This window comes from uncultured Erythrobacter sp. (assembly GCF_947492365.1).
In the GTDB taxonomy this organism is placed as follows: Bacteria; Pseudomonadota; Alphaproteobacteria; order Sphingomonadales; family Sphingomonadaceae; genus Erythrobacter.
The window spans coordinates 420,404-435,055 of record NZ_CANLMB010000001.1 but is presented as its reverse complement, the minus strand read 5'-3'; the positions used below and the strand labels follow the sequence as shown (position 1 = coordinate 435,055).

Below are 14,652 nucleotides of genomic sequence, written 5' to 3'. Positions count from 1 at the left end.
CACCCTACTCGGACCGCAACTGGATCAAGAGGATTGCATATGACCGCTACACCCCTTCGCATGCGCAGCTGGCTGTTCGCTCCGGGCGATAGCGAGAAGAAGATGGGTAAGGCGATTGCGAGCGAGGCGGATATCGCGCTGCTCGATCTGGAAGATTCGGTGGTGCCCGACCGCAAGCCTGCTGCCCGCGAGATGGTCGCCGCTGCGATTGCCGGAGCTGGTAACAAGGCGCGTGTGTGGGTGCGGGTCAATCCGCTGTCATCCGGCCTGACCGAGGCTGATCTCGATGCGATCATCGCCGCAGGGCCGGGCGGCGTATTCCTGCCCAAGGCGGAAGGCGGCCACGACGTGGCGACGCTCGATGCTATGCTCACGCCGCGCGAAGAAGCTGCTGGCATCGCGCCCGGCTCAACCAAGGTCGCCGCGCTCGTCACCGAAACCGCCGCCGCGATGTTCACCACCGGCACCTATGACGGCGCGCCGCGTCTCGTCGGGATGAGCTGGGGGGCGGAAGATCTCTCCAGCGAATTAGGCGCACGCGAACAGCACGGCGCAGACGGCGAATACACCCATGTCTTCGAGATGGCGCGCAGCCTGTGCCTGCTCGGTGCGGTCAAGGCCGGCGTTGCCCCGATTGAAACCGTCCAGCCCGAATTCCGCGACCTCGAAAAGCTCGAAGCCCGCGCCCGCCGCGTGCGCGCGCAGGGTTTTCGCGGAATGCTGGCGATCCACCCCGCGCAGGTCGCTCCGATCAACGAGGCATTCACGCCCAGCGCCGAGGAACTCGGCCACGCCCGCGCGATCATCCAAGCCTTTGCCGACAATCCCGGCGCAGGCGCGGTGCAGCTCGATGGCAATATGCTCGACCGCCCGCATCTGGCGCTGGCACAGCGACTGCTGGCAGAGGCCGGTCAGGCAGAGTAATCACCTGTAGGGCACAGACACTTTCCTACAAGAACCTATTTGGTTATTAGAGTGCGACTCACCAACCGGAGCGCGCTTTATGGCCCTACTCGAATCCCTCATCGGCCCGATCACCTCGATCCTCGACAAGATCATTCCTGACAAGGAAGCGCGCGCCAAAGCGCAATTTGAACTGCTCAAGCTCGAAGGCACGCAGGAGATGCAGCTGATCGAAGCGCGCCTGCAAGCCATCGTCGCCGAAGCCAATTCGACCGACCCATGGACCAGCCGCGCGCGGCCCAGCTTCCTCTACGTGATGTATGTGCTGATCCTGACCGCGCTACCCATGGGCCTCCTCGCCGCCTTCAGCCCCGCCACCGCGAGCGACATTGCGCGCGGCATGAACGCTTATCTCAGCGGATTGCCCGAGCCGCTCTATGCGCTCTTCGGCACCGGCTATCTCGGCTACACCGCCGCGCGGCAGTGGGGTAAGGTCAAAGGGGTTGATAGGTAATGCCCGCCCCTTTCTCCACCCGTATCAGCAGACCGCGCAACGCGAACGAATGCTTGCCCGCTCGTTTGCCAATCTTTGCGTGAAGCGCCGATCGTCGTGATAGCGCGAACGGTCGCGCGGGAAGTAGGTCGGGGTGAATAACAGACCTATGGGCCTGCCTTGCTCGTCGAATTGCAAGACGGCACGGCTTCTAAGGCCGGACCGCCTACTGCCCTCGTAAAAGAGGACGTGGTAATTGCCATTCAGCCTGGAACGCGAGACGCGGAAATTTCCGCTGCGATAGAGCGCCAGCCGGGCCAATTCGAATTCCCCCAGATTGATCAACCCGCCCAGCGAAGCGTCTTCGCCACTTGTCACCGCTTCGGCAAAATCGCGCAACAACGATCGCGGCATTGGCAAATCGGTGCTTGTCAAAGCGGCTTCGCTAGGAGCGAGATCGCCAATCCTCGCATTGATCGCAAAGCCCAACAATTCGCCGTGATCATCGAACAGCATCAGGGTTGATCGCTTGCGCTCTGACTCTCCGGAAACAGACGGGCAGATCCAGTCGATCACCAGATATTCCGCACCCCCGGCCGAGCCCATATAGGCGTCGCAATTCGCAAGATCGGCAATCTCGGCATATTCTGGTGTGGTGAGCGGCGGCAAAGTCTCACGCTGCGTATCGGTGTCGCCGGTCCGGATAGCATTCGCCAGTTGTGCGGCGGTTTCGGCGTAGTTTTCCGCGGCAAGCGGCGCGGCTTGTCCGGCTATTGCTGCTGCCAAAGCTATTCCAAGAATGCGTTTCATAACAATTCCCCCAAACACTTGCGATCATACTACCACGGAATCTTCCCAAACGCGACGCCAGCGGCTAGCTCCGACAGGCATGAACCAGACTTCCAATACCATCTACGTCCTCAACGGCCCGAACTTAAACCTGCTCGGCCTGCGCGAGCCTGAGATTTACGGCTCGACCACGCTCGACGAGATTGCTGGGATGCTGGAGGATCGTGCAAGCGAGCTTGGCTTTACCATCGACATGCGCCAGACCAATCATGAAGGGATGCTGGTCGATTGGCTCCACGAGGCGCAGGCCGAAGGTGCGCGCGCGGTTTTGCTCAATGCGGCGGCTTACACGCATACTTCGATTGCATTGCTCGACGCGATCAAGGCGATAACCACTCCGGTTATAGAAGTGCATCTTTCTGATCCAAAAACGCGAGAAGAATTCCGCCACCTGTCTTATGTCGGAATGGCGGCGGCCAAGACTTTCGAAGGGCATGGCGCCGATTCCTACCGCCTTGCGCTGGAATCCGTAGCGTCAGGCGAAGTTTGACCCCACTTGGGACACGCCGCAAAATTGCAACAAATGTGTCATTTGCCACTTGCCAGCCGCAATTGGCGTGAATAGTCACGCCTGAAATCAAAATAGGGGATTGCATGGCTACCAAGAAGCCAAGCGCCGGGGTCAAATCCGGCATGAATATCGACACTGCACTGGTTCGTGAACTGGCCGAGATGCTGGGCGAAACCGGGCTCACTGAAATCGAAGTCGAGGACAATGATCGCAAGATCCGCGTGTCGCGCGGTGGCAGCGTCATGGCTGCATCTGCGATGCATGCGCCTGTCGCTGCTCCCGCACCGGCTGCTCCGGCGCCTGCCGCCGCCGCGCCTGTGGCCGAGGCTCCTGCCGACAATGCCGACGCGCTCAAATCGCCGATGGTGGGCACCGTCTATCTCGCCGCAGAGCCAAGCGCGCCGAACTTCGTCAAGGTCGGTGACAAGGTGTCCGAAGGCGACACGCTGCTGATCGTCGAGGCGATGAAGGTGATGAACCCGATTGCCGCCGACAAAGCGGGCACGATCAAGGCTATCCTCGTCGAGAACGCCCAGCCGGTCGAATTTGACCAGCCGCTCGTCGTCATCGGGTAATCCGGGATGAGTATCACCCGCATCCTGATCGCCAATCGCGGCGAAATCGCATTGCGCATTCACCGCGCGGCGCATGAAATGGGGATCGAAACAGTCGCGGTGCACTCCACCGCTGACGCCGATGCCATGCATGTGCGGCTGGCCGACCACGCCGTGTGCATCGGCCCGCCCGCTGCGACCGACAGCTATCTCAACCACGCCAACATCATCTCGGCCGCCGAAGTGGCCGGATGCGACGCGATCCATCCCGGCTACGGCTTTCTGTCCGAGAACGCCCAGTTCGCCGAGATCGTTGAGGCGCATGATCTGAAATGGATCGGCCCGAAGCCCGAACATATCGTCACAATGGGTGACAAGGTTCAGGCGAAGAAGACCGCTGGCGCACTGGGCCTGCCGCTGGTCCCTGGCTCTGACGGCGCGGTATCCGACCCTGAAGAAGGCAAGAAGATCGCCGCCGAGATCGGCTATCCGGTAATCATCAAAGCTGCCTCTGGCGGCGGCGGTCGCGGCATGAAAGTGTGCGAGAGCGAAGACCAGCTCGCCACTTTGATGCAACAGGCCGGGTCCGAGGCGAAGGCCGCTTTCGGCGATGCGACCGTCTATATCGAGAAATATCTAGGCAATCCGCGCCATATCGAGTTCCAGGTGTTCGGCGATGGAAACGGCAATGCGATCCATCTGGGTGAGCGCGATTGCTCGCTCCAACGCCGCCACCAGAAAGTGCTCGAAGAGGCGCCCTCCCCCGTCATCAGCCATGATGAGCGCATGCGCATGGGCGAGGTTTGCTCCAAGGCGATGCGCGACATGGCCTATCGCGGCGCGGGCACGATCGAATTCCTGTGGGAAGACGGCGAGTTCTACTTCATCGAAATGAACACCCGCCTTCAGGTTGAACACCCCGTCACCGAAGCAATCACCGGCGTCGATCTGGTGCGCGAACAGATCCGCGTCGCCTCAGGCAAGCCGCTTTCGGTGGCGCAGGAAGATCTGGAATTCAACGGCCACGCCATCGAATGCCGGATCAATGCCGAAGACCCGTTCACCTTCGCTCCCTCGCCCGGCAAAGTGACGCACTACCACCCGGCTGGCGGGATGCATGTGCGGGTCGATTCAGGGCTTTACGCCGGCTACTCGATCCCGCCTTATTACGATTCCATGATCGCCAAATTGATCGTCTATGGCCGCAACCGCGAAGGCTGCATCATGCGCCTGCGCCGCGCGCTGGAGGAAATGGTCGTCGAAGGGGTCAAAACCAACATCCCGCTCCATCAGGAATTGCTGAAGCAGACCGACGTGCTGCACGGCGACTATTCGATCAAGTGGCTTGAGGAATGGCTGGCCGAGCGGGAGAGCTAAGTCTCGCTGCCGACGGGGCGCAACTCTATCCGTCGCTTGCGAAGGAGCTGATCCCAGCGATTAGCGAGATTTATCAGAACCTTGAACCGTCTCCTGGTCACCGGCTGGATCAGTTGGGAGTTCTGGGTCCGCAGCTGACATACGGCAGCGCGATTGGCGATGTGGTTGCGTCGCATATCGGGCCTGACGCGCGACCTGTCCGCGCGATCGCCTTCGACAAGTCGCCCGGCGCGAATTGGTCGCTGGGCTGGCATCAGGACCGCACAATCTGCGTTGCGGAGCAGCACGATTTCGACGGATTTGGTCCTTGGACGCGTAAGAAAGACGCGATTCATGTTGAGCCGCCGTTCTCGCTGATCGAGAAAATGTTGACCGTTCGCATCCACCTTGACCAGATCCGGCTCAACAACGCACCTCTGCAAATCGCGCTTGGCTCACAAAGGTGCGGGCGGATCGAAGAAGGGTTGGTTTCCGAAGTGGTTGCGGGATGCGAAGTCCATTTCTGCGAAGCCGATCCTGGAGATGTGTGGCTGTATTCAACCAGCATTTTGCATCGTTCAGATGCTGTATGTGGAACTGGTGAGCAATTGCGCAGACATGTGTTGCAGATCGACTATTGCTCCGCCAGTCTGCCTGCGCCGCTTAAGTGGGGCCTAACTGCGTAACCGGCGCGCTGACCACATCCTGCAACGGGCTGACAAGCCGCCGCCTATCCATTACCCTGCTGCGAGGACGGGAATGGGGGCCGGTTTGGTATGCTGAGAGCGGTTCAGGGTCTGGTGATTATCGGCGTTTTGGCGAGTTGCACCGGCTCGCGCGATGGCGGCGTTGCCACTGCTGTGATTGAACCGGCCGTTATCGAGGAACCTTCTCCCCTTCCTCCGCCCTCTCCGCCGCCTCCGCTGCCTCCTGCGCTCACCGTCGAAGAGCCTTCTCCAGTGACAGGCGTTACGCCGGGAGTCGGGCTTGCAATTCAGGGCAATACTAACGTCGAAGCGGGCAATTTAGGCAGCACTACAACTCTTTCGGCTGACCAGATCACACGGGCGTTTCGCAGCAGGGATACGGCCAATTCAGGCCGAACGCGCGGCGTACAGATCACCAGCCGCGCGCAGTCTGTGCCCACTACTTCGCCCACAATCGAAGAATTTCCGGCAGCTGCCGAAGCGCCTCTGGCGGCAAGCTCCGACCCCTGCGCACCCGGTGAACCGGCCAGCCTCAGCCTACCGCGCTACCCCTCCTGGCCACCCGAGGAAGCCTCCTCGCGTATCGCACTCGACCGCTATCTCGGCCCGCGCGAGGGGCGCTCGCTTTACGAAACCGGTCAGATGCTGCGCGATGCCTTGAACGAGGCTGGTTATGAGCAGCACGCCTTTTACGCGGTTCCGGGCGGCTATATCATCGTGACCGAAACCGAACGCACCGACCCCGAAGGCGCAGGGGTGAGAGGCACTGCGCGCTACCTCAAACCGGGCGAAGACCGCATCGGATTGCTCGTCTCGATCCGTGATTTGTTTCTCGAACGGCCCAAGACCTATTACCGTTACCTCGCTATCGTCGTCAGCGACCGACCCTTTTGTGCCGCGCGCGAGACGCTGGCGGTGGAGGAGGCGGAGCGGCGGGTGATTGGCGGCTTTAGCGACCTGTCCGATGATACGCGCGAAATCGATTTCAGCGACCGCTACCGCGTCACCGCGCTGATCTATGAATTCGTCAATGACGGGATCGGCTATGACCTTTCGATGATCGCGCCGGGCCGGATTCCCCCGCGCGAACATCTGAAACGCTCCGGCCTCGACGAGGCATTGCCGCGCATCTTCGCACCGGTTGCAGAGCAGAGCGATTGATGCGCGTCTTCATCTCCTACCGCCGCTCCGACAGCAAGGATATCGCCGCGCGGATTGCCGATAATCTCGCGCTCGATCCGGATATCGATCACGTCTTTCTCGACGTTGACGCTATCGCGCACGGGGAGGATTTTCCCGACCGGCTCGATGCCGAAATCGCAGCAGCCGATGTGGTGCTCGCGGTGATCGGCCCCGGCTGGCAGGGCGCCGATACTGGCGAGGGAATGGCGCGCTTGCACAGTGCGGAGGATTTCGTCCGGCGCGAGATCGAAGCCGCGCTGGAAAGCGGCAAGCGGTTGATCCCGTGCCTAGTCGACGGCGCTGCCATGCCGGGCGGCATCGATCTGCCCGCCTCGCTGACTGGACTGACAGCCAAGAACGCGATCGAAGTGCGCCACACCAGCTTTCGCGTTGACCTCGATTATCTCGCCGATTCCATCGTGCAACGCGAGCGGCTGCGCCGCCAATCACCTGCGCGTATCGCCATCGGCGCGGGTTGGCGTTTTGTCGGAGGATTTGTGCTTGCAGCGCTGATCGCGATCCTGATCGCATGGACCGGTGTTCAGACCATGCAGATGCCGCTCGAAACAATTCTGGGTGGCCGCATCGTGCTGGTGATTGTGTTGCTGGCAATTTTTGCTGCCTGCCAATGGGGCACCTGGCGGTTCTTGCGACGGTTTATCTGACCGGCATTACCAAGTGGGCTTCGCCCATCAAAGGTCAGCAACCAGATTTCGCTCGATCATGCGTTCATCATCCAAACCCGAGGCGAATTCGCGCGAATTGTCGAGCGCATCGAGTGTGCAGGTCAGTTTGTAGGAGAAAACTGACCCGGCGACATCGATTCGCCCCTGCCCATTGAGCAGGTGGGGAATGATGCGAGTCAGCAGGGCTTCGCTGAATTCGGGCAATGGGTCGGGCGTGCGGGTGATCGGATTGTTATCTTCCAGTGCCTCTTCCAATGCCTCTTGCACCTCGCCCACCTCGGTCAGTGGCGTTAGCGTCTCGCGCCAATCCAGAACAAACTTCGCCGGTTCATCCGCCTCGCGCTCAATCGACCAGCTCACTTCGATACGGGTGGAGTCCTGATCGAACCGCCCCATCTGGGCGAAACGCGAAGCCAGCTCCCACGCCGCCAGACTGATCTGCTGGGCGCCTTGCGCACCGATCTCCATATCGGGTCCGTCGGTCACGAATTGCAGGCTTGGCTTGGCAAAGAGCGGTTCGACCTGTCGGCGGATTACGCGGTCGATGCTGGCGCGGGCATGGTCGCCTTTCTCCATCACGGTTGAGGTGGCAATAGCGAGTGCGTTGATCCGCCCGCGCAGCTCGCGCAGGAAAGTATCAGGATGGGGCCCGACTTCCGCACCCGGCCGTGTAAGCGAGGATACGATCTGGATCAGATTGCGGCTGCGCTGCACCGCGTCGCGCGCCGTGAAAGCGAGATTGGCATTGGCGCGGTTGAGCTCGGCCGTACGCTCCTTGACCCGCGCATCCAGCTCATCACGCGTGCGCGACAGGTCGGCCATCGCGCTTTCGAGTTGTTCGATCACTGCCTCGTGTTTGTCGGGTGTGGGCACGCGGACTAGCACCGGAATCAGGCGGAAAAGCACAACCGCCGTAATCAATGAAATCACGCCTGTGGCGAGCTTCAACGCCCCCATAAAGGGGTAGATCGCATACCACAGCGTCACGATCGACAAGGCATGGGTGATACCGCAAAGCAGGACGAAACTGGCCGCCATTGTCACCAGTCCGCGATGCGCCAGATCGGGCCGTCTTCGCAAGACCAGGATCAGCGCCATCGGGATCGCCATATAGGCCGAAAAGATCATCAGGTCGCTGCCCGACCACAGCAGAACCAGCCAAGGCTCCCACAACAGGCACATGCCGTGCGGCATATATTGTTCGTATTCGAACAGCGCGTTCATGAGCCCACCTTTGATCCGTTCAGAGCCAAGTCCCCCGCACAAACCCCTAGCCGAGCGCAGGCTGCGTCACCCTTCGTAAGAACGCGTAGGCTTGGTCCGATGTGGAGCTATTGCGGGGTCAGGAGAGCTTGCGACACATGGCGCAGGTGCAGGTCTCTGGCGGAGCGGCTCAGTCGAAACTGAACCCGGCAGCCTTGGCTTCGGCGATGATTTGAGCGCCGGTTCTCTTGGGGCTTTCCTGCGCCAAATCGTACCAGTCGGGTTTTTCATCGATGAAGATCTGGTGCTTGATCGGCAGGCCTTCGGGAAGCTTGAACATTCCTGCGAGAAAGGTGCGCCCGCCTGTGGGCTTGAACTTGTACCAAAGGCTGCTGCCGCATGTGCCGCAAAAGGCGCGCTCGGCCCAATCGCTCGAATCGTAGGTAGAGACGTGCTCATCGCCTTCAATCGCAAAGCTGTCGCTTTCGATACCGGCATACATCGCGCCGACCCATTGCTGGCACATCGAGCAATGGCACACATCGACTTCGCGATGCGCGCCGGTTAACGTGACCGAGACTTTACCGCACAGGCAATTGCCGTGGAGCGGTTCGCTAATCCGCTCGACCTCACTCATAGAGGGACGCCGGGCTCGTGCTTGGCGGTGCGGATCGTCAGCGAGGTCTTCACGCTTGCCACATTGGGCGCAGGCGTCAGCTTGCTAGTGAGGAATTCCTGAAAGCTTTGAAGGTCCTGGCTGACGATCTTGAGGATGAAGTCGATCTCGCCATTAAGCATGTGGCACTCGCGCACTTCGGGCAGGTCGGCCATATGCTCTTCAAATTCTTTAAGCGCGCTTTCGGCCTGACTTTTCAGGCTCACCATCGCAAAAACGGTGATTGCAAAGCCCAGTTTGGACGGGTCAAGATCGGCGTGATAGCCGCGGATAACACCGTCTTCCTCCAGCCCGCGTACACGGCGCAAACACGGCGGCGCGGTCAGGCCGACGCGCTGCGCCAGCTCGACATTGGTGACGCGTCCCTCTGCCTGAAGTTCGCTGAGTAGCCGTTTGTCGATCTCGTCCAGATTCGCCATTTTACGTGAAGCTCCCCTGATATGTGGCGCGCTGCACATTTTGCGCGTTTGATTGCTTGGCCGCGGCACAATGCCTTACGCTCTAACAACAGACTGCAAGATTGCGCACGACTTTGCACTCGTAAAGCTAATTTTATTATGTGTGCCAGCAATTGTCCCGCTTTGCAACGCGCGTGAGAGGCGCACTGTCACAGGCGTCCTGCGGTGGTAGAAGACACGTGGCGGTAATGCGCCCCTTCTCGATCCGGGCGCGCGCGGCGTGCCTGCCCGTTCTACGGCTGGAGCCATAGCTGAATGTTCTTCGATGATCGCCTTGCGACAGTGCTGCGGCAGCGTGCCGATAGCGATGTCGGACGGCGCACGCAGTTCCGGCAATTGCTCGACATTCTGGGCGCAGTCCGCACAGGCGAAGCGCAATCGCGCGATTCGAGTCTGGTCGCTTCGGCATGGCTGCGGATGGACGCATTGGGCGAGACCATTCCGTCAGAGAGCCGCGCGCGCATAATCCGTGAGGCAGGCTGGCGTTTTCGCAATCCCGAACTCGCCGCACATCTGGCCGATTTCGAACCCGACGTCGCCTCCGCCGCGCTCAATCGCGCGCAGCTGACAGCAGAGGATTGGTCCGCGCTGATCCCGCGCCTGCCGATCCGCGCGCGCGGGTTCCTGCGTCTGCGGCGTGACCTGCCGGTGGATGTCGAGCAGCTGCTGGAGCGGCTGGGCGTGAGTGATCGCGGACTGCCTTCGCCGGTTGGAATTCCCGAGGAAGCGCCAGCCGCCGCGCCGGATACGCAGATTGAAGCGAAGGGCGTAGATGCGCCGCCATCTTCGCCAGAAGAGGACGAGGCGCCCGATTACGAGACATCCGCGCCGCCGCCCTCACCGCCAATCGGGATTGACGTTAACAAGCACCCTCCGCACGACGTCGTAGAGCCGCAAGCGGATGCGCCCACGCCTTCTGCCATTCTCCCCTCCGGTTTCGATCCCGCAGGCGAAGGGCGCAGCGAGATTTCGGCGCTGGTCGAACGGATCGCCGCCTTCAAGCGCAACCGTGAAAGCGGCGGCTCTTCCGCAGATGATGCAACCGAACCGCGCCTGCCGCTGGGTGAGGAACAACTGCGCAGCGTCAAGCTTATCGGCGCATTCGGCTTTGCTGCCGATGCTGCCGGACGGATCGAGTGGTCCGACGGAGAGACACCCGCCATGGTGATCGGCACGCGGCTGGCGGCCCGGCCCCGGCTGGGCGCATCGGCCAGCGAAACCCCGCTCGAACGCGCCTTTGCCCGCCGTCAACCGATTGCAGGCGAACGTTTCGTGCTGTCCGGAGCCGAAGCGATTGCGGGCGAATGGATCGTCAATGCACAGCCGCGCTTTACCGATGACGGCAATTTTGCCGGTTATTTAGGGCGTTTCCGCCGCCCTGCCGGTGCCGATCCCACGGCGCCCAGCGCTGCCGAACTGGAAGCCGACCGGATCCGCCAGTTGCTCCACGAATTGCGCACGCCTGTTACCGCTGTTCAAGGCTATGCCGAGGTGATCCAGCAGCAATTGTTCGGCACCGCGCCGCATGAATATCGCGCGCTTGCCGCAGCGATTGCGGCTGACGCCGCACGCATCTTGTCGGGCTTTGAAGAGCTTGACCGGCTCGCCAAGCTTGAAACGGGCGTGATCGAATTTGATCCGGGCGAAACCGATCTGGCGGGGCTTGCCCGGCGCACGGCGAGCCAGCTTGCACAGGTCCTCGCGCCGCGCATGGCGGGTATCGAGTTCGATGATGCCGATATTGGCGGCGCGCAATTGGTCGCGCTCGATAGCGATCAGGCAGAGGGGCTCCTGTGGCGCCTCCTTGCCACATTGGGCGGCGGCTGCGCGGCGGGCGAAATGCTCGAAGCGTCACTCTTGGCTGAGAATGGCATGGCGCGGCTAACGTGTGATCTGCCCGCACAATTGCTTGCCGAAGAAGATATCTTCACCGCCGAAGCCAAGCCGGTTGGCAATGCGGTGAATGCCGGGCTGTTCGGAGCAGGCTTTGCCCTGCGCCTTGCCCGCGCCGAAGCGCGCGCCGCAGGTGGCTCGCTGACACGCGACGACGAGCGGATTGTGCTCAACCTGCCACTGCTTGAGACTGCCGCCATGCAGCCCGACATGGAGTGCGAAGCCTCGGGCGAGCACTGACTTTCCCACCGCGGGTTGCGCGCGGTAAGAGCATGCTTACAATTCCTGGTATATAGGCGCTTCATCACCGCCAGTGGGCACGAAGGGCAGGCGAAATGACTGAACAGGGTGGAGTTTCGCCGCAAGGGAGCGTTTCGATGAACGAAGCGCCTGCCCAGCCGCGCCCTGCCGGCTTCGGTCCCGAATTCGGCCAACGTGTGCTGCTGACTATCGATACCGAAGAGGAGTTCGACTGGGAGGCTCCTTTTACGCGTGACGGCCACGGTCTCAAACATGTCGAGGCGCTGCCTCGCTTTCAGAGCTTTTGCGAAGAAATCGGCGCGCATCCGGTCTATCTGGTCGACTGGCCGATCGCCAATGATCCGCGTGCGGTGGAGATCATCGGCGATGCAGTGAAGCGCGGCGCGGCGGAGGTTGGTGTGCAGTTGCATCCATGGGTCAACCCGCCCTTTGATGAAGAGGTGAATGCGCGCAACTCCTATGTCGGCAATCTCCCGCGCGATCAGGAGGAGGCCAAGTTCTCCCTCTTGCGCGACCGGATCGAAGCAGCCTTTGGCACTGCCCCGCAAATCTATCGCGCCGGTCGGTATGGGTTGGGACCGGCCAGCTCCGAGATCCTGAAATCAGGCGGAATTGCTATCGACACATCGGTGCGCTCGCTGTTTGATTACAGCCATGATGGCGGCCCTGATTACACCAATCATCCGGTCCGCCCCTATTGGGTCGATGAAGACCGTGCGCTGCTCGAACTGCCTCTGACAACGATCTATTGGGGAATGCTCAGGCAGCTGGGTCGCCAGATCCACCGCTTGCAGCGCCATCTGCCGACCTTTTTCGGCGGATTTTCCAGATTCGGCCTGCTCGAAAGGATCGCGCTCACCCCCGAAGGCGTCACCATTGACGAAGCGATCCGCGGGATCGACATCGCGCTCGACGACAATCTGCCAGTGCTGGTCCTGTCGCTGCACAGCCCCAGCCTCGCACCCGGCAACACCGAATATGCCGAGGACGAAGCCGGCGTCGAGGCGCTCTATGACTGGCTGCGCGCGGTCTATGCCTATCTCGGCAAACGCGGCGTTCGATCGGTCACAGCGCGCGAAATTATCGAAGCCGCGCTGCGCTAATCACAATCGGCCAACAGTGATGCTTGTGTCTTGGCTGAGAGCGCTGTAGAGGCGGCGCTGCTTTTGCCACTACGGCGAATTCTTGGGACCTATGGGCCTGTAGCTCAGTTGGTTAGAGCTGGCCGCTCATAACGGCTAGGTCGCGGGTTCGAGTCCTGCCGGGCCCACCAGGAATTCACGTGAATAGCGGCATGGCAGTTGAAATCGGTTCGGGGAGTGGCGCAGCCAGGTAGCGCACCTGTTTTGGGTACAGGGGGTCGGAGGTTCGAATCCTCTCTCCCCGACCATTTCAACCATTTTGAGGGGGACTGCCACCGGACTGCCCCCTCAGATTACTCTTCCATGATCGCAGGAGCGCTGGGGATCGGACCGCCCGTCTGGATCGAGCGCGGTTCGTTGGCGAGAATGCCGACAATCTGCGTCCACACCGCGACATTCTGGCGCAGCTGCACCGGATCGATCTTGTCGAGCGTGTCGTCGGGCGTGTGGTGCAGGTCGAAATAGCGCGTCCCGTCCTGCTGAAGGTCGATGATCGCCCCTCCCTGATCGCGCGAGATGTTGATGTCTGCTCCGCCGCTTGCAGTAATCGTCGAACCCGCCACACCGAAGCGCGCGACCGACGCTGCCAGCCTTGCGTGGAGATCGGGGTTGCTCTCGCGGAAGTTGCTTTCAAATCGCCAGATACGGTCCGCACCAAAGTCGCTCTCCAGACCGACCCCGATATGTTCGTCGATATGCGCCTCGGAATAGGCGCGGCTGCCCCACAGGCCCACTTCCTCTGCACCTGCAAACAGCACACGGATCGTGCGCAAGGGCTGACCAGTGTGCGACACATGGAGCGCAGCCGCAGCAACAATCCCGCAGCCTGCGCCATCGTCAAAGGCACCCGGCGCATTCCACCAGCTGTCAATGTGACACGCGATCAAAACCGGCGGGAGATCGGGGTTGCGACCGACGATCTCGCCCACGACATTGCCGCTGATCGTGGTGCCGATGAATTCGGGGTTCATCTCGATCCGCATGGTGATCGGACGTCCATCTGCACGCGCGAACATCCGCTCAAGGTTCTCCGCATCGGGGATCGAGAGAGCGCCGGCCGGAGTGGGCGAAACGCCCTCAGGCCAGCTGGTGCCGCCCGTATGCGGGTTGCGGTGATAGTCGGTGCCAACCGATTTGATGACGGTCGCCGCCGCGCCCTTGCTCGCAGCAATGCCCGATGCGACCCAGCGCGCGGGGCCGGCAAACCCGTAATGCGAGCCGTCCTGCGCGCGGCGCATTTCGTGGCTGATATAAGCGATCTTGCCGTCCAGCGAACCTTCGGGAGCCGCCGCGAGTTCGGCCACAGTGCGGAAGAACACCACCTCTGCCTCTAGCCCACCAACCGGCGTCGGTGCGCTGTTGCCGAGCGGCTGGATCACCATGTCCTGCGCAAAGGGAGCCGTGACCCGCGCAGTCGCCAGATTGCCGGGCACCCATGTCTCCATCTCGAACGGCTCATCCGCGACATTTTCAAAGCCGTTTTCGATCAGCCACGCCACCGCCCACTCGCGCGCGCGTGTTTCAGCCTCGGTCCCTGCCTGACGCGGGCCAACTTCGGTTGTGATCCCTTCGACGAAATCCCACGCGATTGTGTCCTGCGTCAAAGTCGCATCAGCCATCGCCTCAACCGACATATGCGGGTCGGTCGAAGTCTCGGCATGGCCATCGGCGAAAGCTGCAACAGGAAGCGAAAGCGCGGCAAGCGCGAAGAGTGTCTTTTTCATGAGACAGCGTGCTATCGAGCGATGGGGCCCAAGTCCAGCTTGCCCTGTGGGGGC

General features: G+C 61.4%; 15 protein-coding genes and 2 tRNA genes. 12 read left to right on the top strand and 5 right to left on the bottom strand.

Going from position 1 to position 14,652, the window contains the following annotated elements:
* Positions 1-39 precede the first annotated feature (39 nt).
* Both Q0887_RS02145 and Q0887_RS02140 read left to right on the top strand, forming a co-directional pair.
* A complete protein-coding gene (locus Q0887_RS02145; protein WP_299191956.1) occupies positions 40-924 on the top strand; it encodes a CoA ester lyase in 885 nt (294 codons plus the stop codon).
* 79 nt (positions 925-1,003) lie between these two features.
* Positions 1,004-1,417, top strand: coding sequence for a holin family protein (locus Q0887_RS02140; protein ID WP_299191954.1), 414 nt, complete (start codon positions 1,004-1,006; stop codon positions 1,415-1,417).
* A 24-nt stretch (positions 1,418-1,441) separates the two neighbouring features.
* Here the strand turns inward: Q0887_RS02140 and Q0887_RS02135 are convergent, their stop codons facing one another.
* A complete protein-coding gene (locus tag Q0887_RS02135; protein ID WP_299191953.1) occupies positions 1,442-2,206 on the bottom strand; it encodes a hypothetical protein in 765 nt (254 codons plus the stop codon).
* Positions 2,207-2,285: 79 nt separating this feature from the next.
* Between Q0887_RS02135 and Q0887_RS02130 the strand changes: the two genes are divergently transcribed.
* The 6 genes from Q0887_RS02130 to Q0887_RS02105 all read left to right on the top strand — a co-directional run bounded on the left by Q0887_RS02130 (position 2,286) and on the right by Q0887_RS02105 (position 7,220).
* Complete coding sequence (locus Q0887_RS02130) at positions 2,286-2,735, top strand: type II 3-dehydroquinate dehydratase (RefSeq protein WP_299191951.1); 450 nt, start codon at positions 2,286-2,288, stop codon at positions 2,733-2,735.
* 143 nt (positions 2,736-2,878) lie between these two features.
* Positions 2,879-3,331, top strand: coding sequence for an acetyl-CoA carboxylase biotin carboxyl carrier protein (gene accB / locus Q0887_RS02125; protein ID WP_299195189.1), 453 nt, complete (start codon positions 2,879-2,881; stop codon positions 3,329-3,331).
* A 6-nt stretch (positions 3,332-3,337) separates the two neighbouring features.
* Positions 3,338-4,687, top strand: a complete 1,350-nt coding sequence (gene accC, locus Q0887_RS02120) for an acetyl-CoA carboxylase biotin carboxylase subunit (protein ID WP_299191949.1) — start codon at positions 3,338-3,340, stop codon at positions 4,685-4,687.
* Positions 4,663-5,352: a phytanoyl-CoA dioxygenase gene (locus Q0887_RS02115; RefSeq protein WP_299191948.1), complete on the top strand. Its 690-nt coding sequence runs from the start codon at positions 4,663-4,665 to the stop codon at positions 5,350-5,352. Before accC ends, Q0887_RS02115 begins: the two co-directional genes overlap by 25 nt.
* A gap of 90 nt (positions 5,353-5,442) precedes the next feature.
* Entirely contained in the window at positions 5,443-6,534 is a 1,092-nt protein-coding gene (locus Q0887_RS02110) for a hypothetical protein (protein WP_299191946.1), read from the top strand.
* Positions 6,534-7,220, top strand: a complete 687-nt coding sequence (locus Q0887_RS02105) for a toll/interleukin-1 receptor domain-containing protein (RefSeq protein ID WP_299191944.1) — start codon at positions 6,534-6,536, stop codon at positions 7,218-7,220. Before Q0887_RS02110 ends, Q0887_RS02105 begins: the two co-directional genes overlap by 1 nt.
* A 27-nt stretch (positions 7,221-7,247) precedes the next feature.
* Here the strand turns inward: Q0887_RS02105 and Q0887_RS02100 are convergent, their stop codons facing one another.
* From Q0887_RS02100 to Q0887_RS02090, 3 genes are all read right to left on the bottom strand, one after another.
* Positions 7,248-8,465 carry an HWE histidine kinase domain-containing protein gene (locus tag Q0887_RS02100; protein ID WP_299191942.1) on the bottom strand — a complete coding sequence of 406 codons (1,218 nt, stop codon included), beginning with the start codon at positions 8,463-8,465 and terminating at the stop codon, positions 7,248-7,250.
* A gap of 169 nt (positions 8,466-8,634) precedes the next feature.
* Positions 8,635-9,081 (bottom strand): GFA family protein, encoded by a 447-nt coding sequence (locus Q0887_RS02095; RefSeq protein WP_299191940.1) that lies wholly within the window; start codon positions 9,079-9,081, stop codon positions 8,635-8,637.
* Positions 9,078-9,539, bottom strand: a complete 462-nt coding sequence (locus Q0887_RS02090; protein ID WP_299191938.1) for an Lrp/AsnC family transcriptional regulator — start codon at positions 9,537-9,539, stop codon at positions 9,078-9,080. The genes Q0887_RS02095 and Q0887_RS02090 overlap by 4 nt, the downstream gene beginning before the upstream one ends.
* Positions 9,540-9,833: 294 nt before the next feature.
* Here Q0887_RS02090 and Q0887_RS02085 point away from each other — a divergent pair, with 294 nt between their 5' ends.
* The 4 genes from Q0887_RS02085 (at position 9,834) to Q0887_RS02070 (ending at position 13,122) form a co-directional block, all read left to right on the top strand.
* Positions 9,834-11,711: a histidine kinase dimerization/phospho-acceptor domain-containing protein gene (locus Q0887_RS02085; RefSeq protein ID WP_299191936.1), complete on the top strand. Its 1,878-nt coding sequence runs from the start codon at positions 9,834-9,836 to the stop codon at positions 11,709-11,711.
* A gap of 137 nt (positions 11,712-11,848) precedes the next feature.
* Positions 11,849-12,835 (top strand): polysaccharide deacetylase family protein, encoded by a 987-nt coding sequence (locus tag Q0887_RS02080; protein ID WP_299195187.1) that lies wholly within the window; start codon positions 11,849-11,851, stop codon positions 12,833-12,835.
* A 93-nt stretch (positions 12,836-12,928) separates the two neighbouring features.
* Positions 12,929-13,005 (top strand) — tRNA-Ile (locus tag Q0887_RS02075).
* Between the two features lie 40 nt (positions 13,006-13,045).
* A tRNA-Pro gene (locus tag Q0887_RS02070) sits at positions 13,046-13,122 on the top strand.
* A gap of 45 nt (positions 13,123-13,167) precedes the next feature.
* Here Q0887_RS02070 and Q0887_RS02065 read toward each other — a convergent pair.
* Positions 13,168-14,598 (bottom strand): M20/M25/M40 family metallo-hydrolase, encoded by a 1,431-nt coding sequence (locus Q0887_RS02065; protein WP_299191934.1) that lies wholly within the window; start codon positions 14,596-14,598, stop codon positions 13,168-13,170.
* Positions 14,599-14,652: the final 54 nt, after the last annotated feature.

What these genes read in the sequence shown, in the direction of transcription:
- Q0887_RS02145 (WP_299191956.1), top strand. Translation starts at nt 40, where the DNA reads ATGACCGCTACACCCCTTCGCATGCGCAGCTGGCTGTTCGCTCCGGGC.
- Q0887_RS02140 (WP_299191954.1), top strand. Translation starts at nt 1,004, where the DNA reads ATGGCCCTACTCGAATCCCTCATCGGCCCGATCACCTCGATCCTCGAC.
- Q0887_RS02135 (WP_299191953.1), bottom strand. Translation starts at nt 2,206, where the DNA reads ATGAAACGCATTCTTGGAATAGCTTTGGCAGCAGCAATAGCCGGACAA.
- Q0887_RS02130 (WP_299191951.1), top strand. Translation starts at nt 2,286, where the DNA reads ATGAACCAGACTTCCAATACCATCTACGTCCTCAACGGCCCGAACTTA.
- accB (WP_299195189.1), top strand. Translation starts at nt 2,879, where the DNA reads ATGAATATCGACACTGCACTGGTTCGTGAACTGGCCGAGATGCTGGGC.
- accC (WP_299191949.1), top strand. Translation starts at nt 3,338, where the DNA reads ATGAGTATCACCCGCATCCTGATCGCCAATCGCGGCGAAATCGCATTG.
- Q0887_RS02115 (WP_299191948.1), top strand. Translation starts at nt 4,663, where the DNA reads ATGGCTGGCCGAGCGGGAGAGCTAAGTCTCGCTGCCGACGGGGCGCAA.
- Q0887_RS02110 (WP_299191946.1), top strand. Translation starts at nt 5,443, where the DNA reads ATGCTGAGAGCGGTTCAGGGTCTGGTGATTATCGGCGTTTTGGCGAGT.
- Q0887_RS02105 (WP_299191944.1), top strand. Translation starts at nt 6,534, where the DNA reads ATGCGCGTCTTCATCTCCTACCGCCGCTCCGACAGCAAGGATATCGCC.
- Q0887_RS02100 (WP_299191942.1), bottom strand. Translation starts at nt 8,465, where the DNA reads ATGAACGCGCTGTTCGAATACGAACAATATATGCCGCACGGCATGTGC.
- Q0887_RS02095 (WP_299191940.1), bottom strand. Translation starts at nt 9,081, where the DNA reads ATGAGTGAGGTCGAGCGGATTAGCGAACCGCTCCACGGCAATTGCCTG.
- Q0887_RS02090 (WP_299191938.1), bottom strand. Translation starts at nt 9,539, where the DNA reads ATGGCGAATCTGGACGAGATCGACAAACGGCTACTCAGCGAACTTCAG.
- Q0887_RS02085 (WP_299191936.1), top strand. Translation starts at nt 9,834, where the DNA reads ATGTTCTTCGATGATCGCCTTGCGACAGTGCTGCGGCAGCGTGCCGAT.
- Q0887_RS02080 (WP_299195187.1), top strand. Translation starts at nt 11,849, where the DNA reads ATGAACGAAGCGCCTGCCCAGCCGCGCCCTGCCGGCTTCGGTCCCGAA.
- Q0887_RS02065 (WP_299191934.1), bottom strand. Translation starts at nt 14,598, where the DNA reads ATGAAAAAGACACTCTTCGCGCTTGCCGCGCTTTCGCTTCCTGTTGCA.